We start from the raw sequence: 11,719 nt of genomic DNA, 5'->3' as shown, positions 1-11,719 counted from the left end.
TCGACATGCCGACCTCTCCAAGGGGGCGGAGGCATGTAAGTCAACCAAAGCGACTCCACGAAAGCCGGAGTACATCACTCCAGCAATCCCGGCGGTTCAGGGGCTGGCGTCTGGGACTTCTCGTAGGCCTTGGCCTTGGAGGCCAATTCCTCCATGACCTCGACAGTGCCCTTCAGCCGTTGGCCGGCAGCGTTGATCAGCGGCGCCGGTGGTGTCAATCCAGGCACGGCAGCCCTGGTGGCCTCAACGTGGCAGGGCCCGGCAGCGCGACCACCTCGTGAGCGGCAGGTTGTCCCGGTCAAGCCGTACCTCTTTGATCCGCTGACCTGGTCGTACGCGGATTCCGTGTGCTTCATGGCAGGCTCGTTAACGGCTGGTCGTCCCGCCAGCCAAAACGATCAACTGAGTGGCGGCTCGGCGCAGCTATTGGAGTTCCGTGCCGTCACCTGCGTTCTGGGGACGCGGATCGCTCCGGAACGTCTTCCGGTGTGTCGGGAGTTGGTGTCCAGGTGGGTTCAGGTCAGCTGGTGCCGCCGGGGGAGATCAGGCCGGTCTCGTAGGCGACCACCACGGCTTGGACGCGGTCGCGCAGGTCGAGCTTGGACAGGATGCTGGCGACGTGGGTCTTCACGGTGGCGACGCTGAGGGTCAGCTGGTCGGCGAGTTCGGCGTTGCTCAGGCCGGTGGCGAGCAGGCGCAGTACGTCCAGTTCCCGGGGCGTCAGCTGGTGCAGATCGCGGTGGAGGGTGGGCTTCGCGTCGTCGCGGCGGGCGAACCGTTCGACCAGGCGGCGAGTGATGGTGGGTGCGAGCAGGGCGTCGCCGGAGCGCACCAGGCGTACTGCGGCCACCAGGTGTTCGGGTGAGACGTCCTTGAGCAGGAAGCCGCTCGCCCCTGCGGCGAGCGCGGCGTACACGTAGTGGTCGAGGTCGTAGGTGGTCAGGATCAGCACGCGGGTGTCCTCGGCGCCGCCCGCGAGGATCCGCCGGGTGGCTTCGAGGCCGTCCATCTGCGGCATGCGGATGTCCATGAGCACGACGTCGGGCTTGGTACGGCGGACCGCGGCGACGGCTTCGTCCCCGTTGGCGGCCTCGGCCGTCACGTCGATGCCGTTGGCGGTGAGGATCATGCGGAATCCCGTGCGGACCAGTGCCTGGTCGTCGGCGATGACGGCGCGCAATCTCTCGGTCATGCGGTCCTCCACGGGACGCGGGCCTTGATCCGGAATCCGCCTTCGGCCGTCGGTCCGGCGTCCAGGGTCCCGCCGTAGACAGCGAGCCGCTCGCGCAACCCGATCAGTCCCCTGCCGGCGCCGGTTCGCGGCCCGGCGCTCCGTGTCCTGCCGGTGTCGCTCACCTCGATCTCCAGCCAGTCGCCGTCATGGCCGATCGTCACGGACGCGGCGGCCCCGGGCGCGTGCTTGATCGTGTTGGTGAGGGCTTCCTGTACGACACGGTAGGCGGCGAGGTCGATCCCTGGAGGCAAGGGCCCGGGTGGCGACACCGCGACGCGTACCGGCACTCCGGCGGCGCGGACTCGTTCCACCAGGGCGTCGAGCTGGTCGAGCCCGGGTTGGGGTTCGAGCCCGTCGGATGGCCCGTCGAGGCGTTCGCCGCCCGGCCCGGCGAGCAGGCCCATGACATGACGCAGCTCGGCCATGGCGGCCCGGCCGCCGGACTCGATCGCCAGCAGAGCCTGCTTCGACTGTTCCGGCTCCACGTCCATCACGCTGCGGGCCGCGCCAGCCTGGATCACCATCACATTGACATTGTGGGTCACCACATCGTGGAGCTCGGCGGCGATCCGGGACCGCTCCTCGGTGACAGCCCTGCGCATGGCGTCGTCCTGCGCCTGCTGCAGCTCGGTGAGCCGGTGCCGGCTGGCCTTGAGCCGTCGCCGCCAGAAACGGACGGAGCTCCCGAGGACGCCGACGCTCAGCAGGACGACGAACGGCCCCATCCAGCCCGGCAGCGCAGGCGCGATGTCCCCGAACCCGGCACCGGCGAGCCCGGCCGCGAACACGAGGCCACCCATCGCCGGGATGCGGTGACGGCTGTGGGCGGCGGCACCGTACGCGGCGATGGCGCAGGTCAGTACGGTGATCCAGGTCGCATCCTCGTGGGTGGCCCGCGCCGCCACCAGCACCACCCAGAAGGTGATGAGCGGGTACCGGCGCCGCGCCGCCAGGGGCAACGCCGTCAGCGCCACGAGGAACGCGGGCGCCTCGTGGGACGGAATCTGGGCAAGCGGATGGCCAAGGGGCGGGGATGGGCGGTTGAACAGGACGCTGGGAGGCAGTGCGTGGTCGGCCGGAGGCCCAGGTCGCAGCCGCAAGTGCTCGATCACTGCGGGCTGACGCGCGGTAGGGCCGGTCGCCGGCTCTACCGCCGACAGGGTCACCGCGATGACCGTCAGGACGATCGCGATCACCACGTCGGCGGCGAGTGCTCTGCGAGACGGCCTTGGGGGTACGTCGCTACGCCGCCCCGGCGTGTCTTGGACGCCGCGCCGATCCGAGTAGTCCTCGTTCAGCCGTCTGTACAGGTCGAGCACATGCCGCCACCACGGCCGTCGTTCACCGGTTTCCACCGGCACATTGTCGTGCCTGCCCCGTCCGTCCCGCATCGGCCGTCGTGACGGGGTTTCACAGTCTTCGGGAGTAGATCGCAGGGATGAGCCGGCGGCCCCTCGTTCTCAAGCGGTAGGCGATCTCGGTTTCACGGCCGAAGCGCACCGGCAGGAGCGGCGCCTAGCTTCGTTCCCGGCACCAGGCCGTGGTGCAGCCGCGGCCTGGCGTCGCGGCCTCGACGATCGAGGCGCTGTTCATGACCATCCTTTCGAACCTCTGCTCAGGAGGACATAGCGTGACTTCTGTCCTGCAGGCCCAGGCATTGGGCAAGAAGTACGGCAGACGCTGGGCGCTGCGCGAGTGCACCATCGACATCCCGGCGGGCCACGTCGTGGGGTTGGTGGGTCCCAACGGAGCCGGCAAGTCCACGCTGCTGAAGCTGGCCGGCGGCCAGCTCGAGCCGACCGCGGGCGGCATCACCGTGCTCGGCGGCCGGCCAGGAAGCACGCCCGCGCAGCTGGCCAAGGTCGGGTTCGTCGCCCAGGAGACCCCGGTCTACGCGGGCCTGACCGTTGCCGAACACCTGCGGTTGGGAGCTCGGCTCAACCCCCGCTGGGACGACGGCATGGCGCGGGAACGCATTGCGCGGCTCGGCCTCGTCTCCGCGCATCGGGCGGGCAAACTGTCGGGCGGCCAGCGCGCCCAGCTCGCCCTCACCTTGGGCCTGGCCAAGCGGCCCGACCTGCTGATCCTGGACGAGCCCGCGGCCGCGCTCGACCCGCTGGCCCGTCACGAGTTCCTGCAGCACCTGATGGAGGCCGCCGTGGAGCACAAGCTGAGCGTGGTGCTCTCCTCCCACCTGGTCTCCGACCTCGAACGGGTCTGCGACTACCTGATCGTGCTCGTCGACTCCCGCGTCCAGATCGCCGGGAAGACCGACCAACTGCTGGCCACCCATCATCGGGTCACCGGCCCGCGCCGCGATCCCGACCGGCTCCCCGCCGGTGGGCACGTGGTCTCCGCACGGCACACCGACGGGCAGAGCACGTACGTGGTCAGGACCGGCGCCCCCATCCACGACCCCGCCTGGACGGTCAGCCGGCTCAGCCTGGAGGACCTCGTCCTGGCCTACATGGACAAGCGCGACGCCGAGCGCCGGCGTGTCGCCCTGGAGGTGCGGGGATGATCTGGCTGACCTGGCGGCAATTTCGCGGCTCGGCCGCGATGATGGCCGCCGTCCTCGTCGTCCTGGCCGCCGTGCTGGCCCTGACCGGCCCGGATCTGGCCTCCCGCTACGCTGCCGGGATCGCCGGCTGCACCCCGAACAACACCTGCGACGACTTCTTCGACCGCTTCTTCGACGAGCACCAGATCCCCTTCCTGGCCCTCACCCTCGTCGTGCTGCTCCTGCCGGCGCTGGTCGGGCTCTTCTGGGGAGCACCGTTGATCACCCGTGAGCTGGAGGCGGGCACGCACCTGCTGGTGTGGAACCAGAGCATCACCCGCGGCCGCTGGCTGGCGGTCAAGCTCGGGCTCACCGGCCTGGCCGCCACAGCCGCCGCCGGCCTGTGCGGCCTCGCGGTGACCTGGTGGTCCGACCCCCTGGACAAGTCGGCCGTTCCGGAAATGGCCCGGATGGCGCCCCTGGTGTTCGGCGCGCGCGGCATCGCCCCGATGGGGTACGCGGCCTTCGCCTTCGTCCTCGGCGTGACCGCGGGCGTGCTGGTGCGCCGCACCCTGCCCGCCATGGCCCTCACCCTGGCCGCCTTCGCCGCGATCCAGCTCGCCATGCCGCTGCTGGTCCGCCCTCACCTGATGCCCCCGGTCACCTCGACCTTCGAGCTCGGACGGACGAACGTGGACGGCATCGTGCCGCAAGGGCAGGAAGGCGGAGCCATGCAGGTCTTCCTGAGCACGTCGGCCGTTCCCGGCCACGCGGGCGCCTGGGTCCTGTCCAGCGACCTGGTCGATCCGTCCGGACGTACCATCGTCGGCGGCGATGGAGCCTCGGGACCGTCGTCGACGATCGCGCGCTCCATCCCGGTCTCCACGACGTCGGGACCCTGCGCGCTATCAAGGGCACAGGGCGCGGACGCGTGCAGAGCGGAGATCAACCGGCTCGGCTACCGGCAGCAGGCGACCTACCAGCCTCTCGAGCGCTTCTGGCCCTTCCAGTGGATCGAGACGAGCGCTTCTGGCCCTTCCAGTGGATCGAGACCGGGATCTACGCCCTGCTCACCCTCGGCCTCACCTGGCTCTGCTTCTGGCGGGTACGGAGAGGCTTGTCATGACCGTCGTCAGGATCGCGGCCGCCGGGCTCGTCCTCCTCCTGGCGTCGGCCTGCACGGCACCGGCGCCGCCGCGCGGCGAGGCGAGCACGGCGGCGGGTACGGTCTGCGCGCCGCCCCAGGGAACACCCCGGCCGGAGACGGCCACCACGATCGACGTCATCGAGCAGGCGTACTTCTGCATCCTCGGCGACTACTACAGCGGCGCCACACTGGACGCCCGCTCGCTGCTGACCGCCGGATTCGCCGCCCTGACCCAGGAGCTCAACCGCAACGGGCGCGACCTGCCGAGGGCCAGCATGCCGACGCTGACCGGTGACCGGAAGGCCGACTGGACCGCTTTCGAGACCACTTACCGGAAGATCACCGATCAGGTGCCCGACCTGCGCGACAAGCTGGCCGTCGTCACCTTGGAGGCCATCGTGGCCGCCCTCGGCGACGACCACGCCAAGTGGACGCACGACGTCAAGCAGCCGCCGGACTACTACGACGGCGACGGCTACGGCCTGGGTCTTGAGGCGAACGTGGACGCTTCGCAGGCGGACGGCAACCTCGGCGTCGCACTCGCCCCGCTGTTCGTCACCACCGTGCCGGGTGGCACGGCGCAGGCCGCCGGTGTGCGCGCCGGCGACATCATCGAGTCGATCAACGGTTCGGCGCCCTTCATCGACGGCCAGGCCACCCCCGCGATCAACGCCCTCTATCCCCGGTATCCGGAAGCGCGCCCCGTCAAGCTGCGGCTCCTGCGGCAGAGCACCGGACGCCGCTGGAGTGTGACGCTCAAGCCCGGCCTCTACCAACGGGACCTGGCCACCCTGCAAGTGGTGCGGTCGAAGCTGCTGGACGACGACATCGGCTACGTACGGATGACCGAATTCGCGCCCGACTCCGCAGACCGGGTCCTGCGGGCGATCTCCAGGCTACAGAAAGGCCGGACGCTGTCAGGCGTCGTGCTGGACCTGCGCGGCAACAGCGGCGGCAGCCCCACGGAAGCGACCCGGCTGCTGAGCGCGTTCGTCCACGGCAAGGTCACCGCCTACCACTGCACCGTGGATGGCACCTGCGCGGCCTCGCGGACCGACGACACCGTCGAGTTGATCGACCTGCCGCTGATGGTGCTCACCGACCGTAGCTGCGCCTCGGCCTGCGAGCACTTCGGCTCCGCGGTCAAGGATCTGGGCATCGGCCGGTTGGTCGGCACCAGGACCGCCGGCGTGATCTCCGGGCCGGCGCAGGCGTACCTGCTCGGCAACAACACCCTGCTGAGCTTTCCCGCCCAACACCACCTAGGGCCCGACCGCGAGGTCGTCGACGGGATCGGCGTGCCGCCCGACCACCACGTGCCCCTGACCCCCAAGGACGCGGCCGCCGGGCGCGACCCCGCCCTGGCCAAGGCCCTGACCTTGCTGCACAAGTGAATGGACCTCTCCATGAGACACCTCCTGGCAACCGCCGCGGGACTGGCCGTCCTGGCCGCGTCCGCCTGCTCCGCACCCGCCCCGCCCCGCTCCGACGCCGTGTCCGCCGTGCCGCCCGGTCCTGCCACCCTGCCCGCCCCCACCGGCGCCCACCCGGTCGGCACCACCGTCCTGTATCTGAAGGACACCTCCCGCCCCGATCCCTGGAACCTCGACGCCGACGCGCGCGAGCTCAAGGTCACCCTGTGGTATCCGACCGGGCAGCGGGACGGGCAGCGGGCGCCGTACATGACACCCAAGGAATCGGAACTCCTGCTGAAAGGCTCCGGGATTGCGAGCGCGCCGTACGACACGCTGAGCAAGACCCGTACGAACGCCATCAAAGACGCCGAACCGGCGGGGCGGAAGCTTCCGCTGGTGGTGCTCTCTCCCGGCTTCACCAAGCCGATGAGCACACTCACGTCCCTGGCCGAGGACCTGGCCAGCCGCGGGTACGTCGTGGCCGGCATCGACCACACCTACGAGAGCTACGCCACGACCTTCCCCGACGGGCGGGTCGCCGAATGCCTCGCCTGCGACAGCAACTCCGATCCCGGCTTCGGCGCGAGAATGGTCCAGGGCAGGGCGGCCGACGTCTCCTTCGTGCTCGACCGGCTGCCCTCGAAGTGGCACGGTTCCGACCGGATCGACCGCTCCCGCATCGCCATGGTGGGGCAGTCGATCGGCGGGTCCAGCGCCATGGCAACCATGCTCGAAGACCCCCGAGTGCGGGCCGGGATCGACATGGACGGCACCGCCTACGCCCGGATCCCCAAGAGCGGCCTCTCCCGGCCGTTCATGTTCCTGGGTTCGGCGCAGCACGTCTCCGGAGGTCCCGCGCCCACGTGGGACCGCGACTGGAAGCTGCTCACCGTATGGAAGCGCTGGATCGTGCTGACGGGCGCCGAACACCAGTCCTTCACCGACACCCCGCTGCTGGCGGACGCCCTCGGCATCAAGCCCACCACCGGCGTCCTGCCCGCGGCACGCGCCGCCGAGCTCACCCGCACCTACGTGGCCGCCTTCCTCGACCAGCACCTGAAGTCGCAGCGACAGCCCCTCCTGGACAAGCCGTCATCGCGCTACCCCGAAGCCAAGTTCTGCCCCGCGGCCTGCGCTCACTCCTGAGGCCGGCGGCCCCTGAAGCCGTCGAGGGATGCTGAAGACGCCGGATGCCTGCCCGGCCCGGTGGGTCGCCGCCAGGAAATGCGGCTACTTTTCCCCCTGATGACGGCGACCCGAGTACCGGGCACAGAGGTCCGCTCTTGGCCGTGACGGTTCCTCAGCGCGTTGCTTGGTCACGGCGGCGACGGGCGGCGCGGATCTCGGCGTCGGCGACCTTGTCGTCCAGCAGCGCGTACAGCTGGGTGGTCTCGGCGGAGGCGTGGCCGAGACGGCGGCGGATGGCCTCAATGGACACCCCGGCGTTGATGAGTTCGGTGGCGTGGGCGTGGCGCAGCTGGTGGATGTCGATCTCGACGCCGGAGATGGCGCAGTAGGTCTGCCAGCGGTGATGGGCGGCGTCGTAGGACAGCGGCCCGCCGGCACCGTTGATGCTGGCCCGAAACAGCGGCCCGGCGGTGTAGCCGGAGCGGGCCAGGTACAGCTTGAGCAGGGCGACGTAGCCGCGGTCGTCCAGCAGCACAGTGCGCACGCTGCCGCCCTTGCCGTGGATACGCACATGTTCGTCATCCAGGCGCAGGTCCAGGTCCTCGACGTACAGGCCGCACACCTCCGAGGCGCGGGCGCCGCAGACATAGGCGGTCTCGAACAACACCCGATCGCGCAGCCGGTCCAGCGGCAGGTTCTTGCGCGGCCGCCGCGAGCAGATCACGGCCAGGACCTTGGCGACGTCATCCGCGCTGGCCGGGCGGGGCAGGTTCCTGGGCACCTTGACGGTGTCGATCCGATCCATCGGGTTGGCCTGCAGCAGGTCGTGGCGCACCGCCCACTTGCAGAAGGAGGCGACGGCGGCGCGCTTGCGCTTGCGGCTGGCCGGCGACAGCTCGGCGATCTCGGCCAGGTAGGCGCGGATCGGCGCGGCAGTGAGCGCGCCGACCGGGTCGCCGTGGTGGGCGGCGAAGGCAATCAGATCCCCGCGGTAGGCGCGCCGGGTGTGCGCGGAGGCGCCGGCGTTGGCTCGGTCGGTGAGGAAATCGTCCAGGTGCGCCGCCAGCGGGTGGGCGCCGAGTCGCTCGACGATGACCGGATCCATGCCGCCGCCCCCACCATCCACCTGGTTGCCGGATAACCGGGAAACGAAGCGTCTGCGCCGGAGACCCGGCGCGCAGCTCGCACCCCATCCGTGATCGCTATTTTGCCAGATAACATTACTTATCTGGAAACTCTGTGCCAGTTCCAACGTCGCCCGGGCCGACGTGCCCAGCCGAATCAGTTCAGATCTTCGGTGATCGTCCAGCCGCGGCTGCCGCCGATCTTGGCGAGCTGCCGGCGCAGCACCGCGATCCGCTCACGCGCGTCCGGCCCAGCGATCCCGATCGTGATGCGCTCATCGGTCGCGTGATAGCTGGTCCGCCGATCGCCCGCCGCGACCCGGCACGCCGCATTGATGGCGGCTCGCAGCCGGACCACTTTCCGTGAATCGCCCTGCCCGCCGAACCCTTCGATCGTCACGGAGGAGAACAGCGGTGCGAGACGCAGGCCGTCCCGTCGCTTCACAGCGTCCAACTCTTCCTGATCGGCACTCAGATCCTTCAGGATCCTGTCCCGGTCGACCGAGCTGATCGGCCTGCGACCGAGCCAATCAGGCCAGCCATCCGGCCGAGTCGGCACCACCCGCACAGGCTCGAACGGAGGCGCCGCAGCCGCCTCACCGGCCTCGTCCTCAGCATCGGCGGCCACGCTGTCGCTCAACCAGTCTCCTCGTGCCCACGTTCCCGCGCGCCAGCTCGTGATCTCCTCCGATCGTACCGGTCGTATCCGGCCGATGACCTACAGATAGGACAGACGTGTCGTATCGTGCCGCCCCCATCCACTCACACCCTTCGCAACCCAGCCTGACCTGCGGCGGAGGCTTATCGTTCAATTCCGGCCGGATAGTCCCAAGACCCCCTACTGGCCGACGAGCCCACGCTCGCCGCTGCCGACCAGTTCGAGACCATCGCAGCGCGCCAGAATTGACGACGCCTCCGAAATCACGCAGTGTCACCGGCTCTTCCAGACCGGTCTTTTCAGGTACGGCAGGCGCGGGCCGAACCGCTTGACCGTCTTCTCGCCCAGCTCGCCTATCGGGTTGGCGGCGATGAGGCGGTCGAGTGTGGTCTGGTTGCCATCACGCATCAGCGCCGACGGCCCGGAGGGATGGGCGCCCAGCCACATCTCCGCCTCGAGGCCGGGTGAGGGGGCCGGGCGGTCGGTGAGGGTGGCGATCAAGGTGCGTGACCCCCACGCGTAGTCCTTGATCGGATTGGCAAGTCTGTCGATCACAAGGTTGTCCTTATTGTGGTGTGCGCAGCCGTCTCGGGAGCCATCGGCGGGGTGAGGTTCAGACGTGGCCGGCCCGCCTGCCGGCGGGCGCGGAGGTACGTGCGGATCCGGCCCACCCCTGGCGCGGAGACGAAGGGCAGTGGGACAGATCCGCGGTGATTTAGTCGACTTCGCTCCCGCGCCCACATCCGTTGAGGGCAAGCAGAAGGTGCTTGCGTGAGAGATGCTGCCCATTCACTCGATCGGAGATATGGGTCGTGCAGATAGGCGTCGGTGATCACTCGTGAATGCCTGCTGCGCTGGTGGGGACAGGGTTCCCGACACCGACGAGTCCGTGGACGGGGCGCCGCCGGCAGCAGGTGGGTGAAGTTTTGGGCTACAGCTGATACTGCTGGAAGAACTGCCACATCAGGGCATTGGCGTCGATTTCGCGAGTGGTGTTGCCGTTGCCGAGGGAGGGATTGGGCGTGCCGGGCCAGGTATGGCCTCCGTCGGAAACGGCGTAGAGCACGATCGCGGTCCCGTTTCGGCAGAACTGGTAGGCGATCCTGGACACATGCGCGCTCACCTGGGTCGTGGCCGGGCTGCCCGGGCAGCCGTCGATCGCGGCCCATCGCTGCTGGGCGGCGGGCACTGAGTACTGCCACAGCGCGCTGCCGCCGCCCCCATACGGATTGGTGTTGTCCTGCTGGCCGTGGAAAGCAATCACGGGCACGGGGCGTGCTGGTTGACAGGAGGCCGGGTCGGGACGGGAGGTGTTGCTGGGATCGGGTCGCCCGGCGCGCAGGCCGGCCACCGGGGCGATGGCTGCGATCCGGTCGGGGCGCAGGCAGGCATAGGCGGACAACATGCGACCACCGCCGGAGTATCCGGTGCCGTAGACCCGCGCTGGATCGATGCACAAGGTGGTGGTCAGCGCGTCAATGATGGCACCTAGAAACGCGACGTCGTCGCGGGCTCCCACCGGCGAAGTTCCGACCCCGGGCACGTTCCACGCGTATCCGCTGCCATTGGGGATCGCGCCGCTGGGTGCGGCGACGAGGAAGCGCCCGGCATCGGCGGCAGGCTTCATGTTGCTGTACCACAGCTGCCCTGACCCGGTGCTGGAGGTGCCGTGCAGGTTCAGCACCAGCGGCAGCCGTACGGGGGGCTGAGCAGTGGACGGGACGTAGACGGCGACCGGGTAGCGGGTGCCGTTGAACGTCACCTGAACTGTGCTCTCGCCCGCCCCGACGGTGCGGGTGCAGGTGGATGAGTCAGACGGAAGTGTCCATTTCTGGTTGGTCTGGCCGTTACAGGTCCAGATTTGCAGACGAGTGCCGTCGGCGCCGCTCTGGCCCGTGGCATCGAGACACTTGCTGGTTTCGGGGTTCACCAGCTCACGCGCGGCGGCGTTGTAGGTCCACTGCTGATGGGTGTTGCCGGCGATACAGTCCCACAGGTGGACCTTGGTGCCGTTGGCGTTGATTCCCCCGTCGACGTCCAGGCACTTGCCCAGCGCCCGGATCGTACCGTCGGAGCCGACCGTCCACTGCTGAGCGCCGCTGCCGTTGCAGGTCCACAACTGGACCTGGGTGCCGTTGGCCGTGTTCGCTCCCGCGATGTCGACGCACTTGCCCGCTAGGCCTGTGATGGGCCCTGCTGCAGCGGCCGTCGCGGGTAAGGCCAGGACGAGGGCGGCGAGGGGGGATGTGATGAGGGTGAGGGCAGCCAGGACCCTGCGGCGCCATGCTGTCGCTTTCATGGATTCCTCTTTGACGAGCGCGGCGAAGGCCGCAGATGGTGCCCGCGGCCGCACGCGTGGTGCGTGCGGCCGCGGGATTCTGGAAGAGACACGCTCCTGACGATCCGCTGACGGGTCTAGTCGCCGGCAGGTCAGCTGGGCAGGGTCCAGCGTTGCCAGGCGTTGGTGTTGCAGTCCCAGATCTGCAGGCGGGTACCGTTGGCGGTGTTACCGC

General features: G+C 69.4%; 10 protein-coding genes. 4 read left to right on the top strand and 6 right to left on the bottom strand.

All coding sequences use genetic code 11. The annotated features are described in order from the left end of the window. Window positions 1–520 precede the first annotated feature (520 nt). Window positions 521–1,192 carry a response regulator gene (locus ACSDR0_RS47085; RefSeq protein WP_435295506.1) on the bottom strand — a complete coding sequence of 224 codons (672 nt, stop codon included), beginning with the start codon at window positions 1,190–1,192 and terminating at the stop codon, window positions 521–523. Further along, window positions 1,189–2,589: a sensor histidine kinase gene (locus ACSDR0_RS47080; protein WP_435295505.1), complete on the bottom strand. Its 1,401-nt coding sequence runs from the start codon at window positions 2,587–2,589 to the stop codon at window positions 1,189–1,191. The genes ACSDR0_RS47085 and ACSDR0_RS47080 overlap by 4 nt, the downstream gene beginning before the upstream one ends. A 275-nt stretch (window positions 2,590–2,864) precedes the next feature. Between ACSDR0_RS47080 and ACSDR0_RS47075 the strand changes: the two genes are divergently transcribed. The 4 genes from ACSDR0_RS47075 to ACSDR0_RS47060 are packed head-to-tail and all read left to right on the top strand — an operon-like array spanning window position 2,865 to window position 7,442. Continuing rightward, window positions 2,865–3,755 carry an ABC transporter ATP-binding protein gene (locus ACSDR0_RS47075; RefSeq protein WP_435295504.1) on the top strand — a complete coding sequence of 297 codons (891 nt, stop codon included), beginning with the start codon at window positions 2,865–2,867 and terminating at the stop codon, window positions 3,753–3,755. Between the two features lie 38 nt (window positions 3,756–3,793). Beyond that, complete coding sequence (locus tag ACSDR0_RS47070; RefSeq protein ID WP_435295503.1) at window positions 3,794–5,176, top strand: hypothetical protein; 1,383 nt, start codon at window positions 3,794–3,796, stop codon at window positions 5,174–5,176. Next, window positions 5,157–6,275 (top strand): S41 family peptidase, encoded by a 1,119-nt coding sequence (locus tag ACSDR0_RS47065; RefSeq protein WP_435295502.1) that lies wholly within the window; start codon window positions 5,157–5,159, stop codon window positions 6,273–6,275. The genes ACSDR0_RS47070 and ACSDR0_RS47065 overlap by 20 nt, the downstream gene beginning before the upstream one ends. Before the next feature lie 12 nt (window positions 6,276–6,287). Further along, complete coding sequence (locus ACSDR0_RS47060) at window positions 6,288–7,442, top strand: alpha/beta hydrolase family protein (protein WP_435295501.1); 1,155 nt, start codon at window positions 6,288–6,290, stop codon at window positions 7,440–7,442. A gap of 154 nt (window positions 7,443–7,596) precedes the next feature. On the opposite strand, the gene ACSDR0_RS47055 is transcribed toward ACSDR0_RS47060, so the two are convergent. The 4 genes from ACSDR0_RS47055 to ACSDR0_RS47040 form a co-directional block, all read right to left on the bottom strand. Next, window positions 7,597–8,529: a tyrosine-type recombinase/integrase gene (locus ACSDR0_RS47055; RefSeq protein WP_435295500.1), complete on the bottom strand. Its 933-nt coding sequence runs from the start codon at window positions 8,527–8,529 to the stop codon at window positions 7,597–7,599. Window positions 8,530–8,705: 176 nt separating this feature from the next. Continuing rightward, window positions 8,706–9,188, bottom strand: coding sequence for a hypothetical protein (locus ACSDR0_RS47050; RefSeq protein ID WP_435295499.1), 483 nt, complete (start codon window positions 9,186–9,188; stop codon window positions 8,706–8,708). Between the two features lie 291 nt (window positions 9,189–9,479). Continuing rightward, the gene (locus ACSDR0_RS47045; RefSeq protein ID WP_435295498.1) at window positions 9,480–9,761 is read right to left on the bottom strand and encodes a type I phosphomannose isomerase catalytic subunit; all 282 of its coding nucleotides are present in this window, start codon (window positions 9,759–9,761) and stop codon (window positions 9,480–9,482) included. Between the two features lie 376 nt (window positions 9,762–10,137). Further along, window positions 10,138–11,505, bottom strand: coding sequence for an extracellular catalytic domain type 1 short-chain-length polyhydroxyalkanoate depolymerase (locus ACSDR0_RS47040; RefSeq protein ID WP_435295497.1), 1,368 nt, complete (start codon window positions 11,503–11,505; stop codon window positions 10,138–10,140). Between the last annotated feature and the right edge of the window lie 214 nt (window positions 11,506–11,719).

Source organism: Streptosporangium sp. G11, from assembly GCF_051192615.1.
Classification (GTDB): Bacteria; Actinomycetota; Actinomycetes; order Streptosporangiales; family Streptosporangiaceae; genus Streptosporangium.
This window is presented reverse-complemented; position numbering and strand designations above follow the sequence as displayed.

Excerpts from the sequence above, each read along its gene's own strand:
- ACSDR0_RS47085 (WP_435295506.1), bottom strand. The coding sequence starts at position 1,192 with ATGACCGAGAGATTGCGCGCCGTCATCGCCGACGACCAGGCACTGGTC.
- ACSDR0_RS47070 (WP_435295503.1), top strand. The coding sequence starts at position 3,794 with ATGATGGCCGCCGTCCTCGTCGTCCTGGCCGCCGTGCTGGCCCTGACC.
- ACSDR0_RS47065 (WP_435295502.1), top strand. The coding sequence starts at position 5,157 with ATGCCGACGCTGACCGGTGACCGGAAGGCCGACTGGACCGCTTTCGAG.
- ACSDR0_RS47060 (WP_435295501.1), top strand. The coding sequence starts at position 6,288 with ATGAGACACCTCCTGGCAACCGCCGCGGGACTGGCCGTCCTGGCCGCG.
- ACSDR0_RS47055 (WP_435295500.1), bottom strand. The coding sequence starts at position 8,529 with ATGGATCCGGTCATCGTCGAGCGACTCGGCGCCCACCCGCTGGCGGCG.
- ACSDR0_RS47040 (WP_435295497.1), bottom strand. The coding sequence starts at position 11,505 with ATGAAAGCGACAGCATGGCGCCGCAGGGTCCTGGCTGCCCTCACCCTC.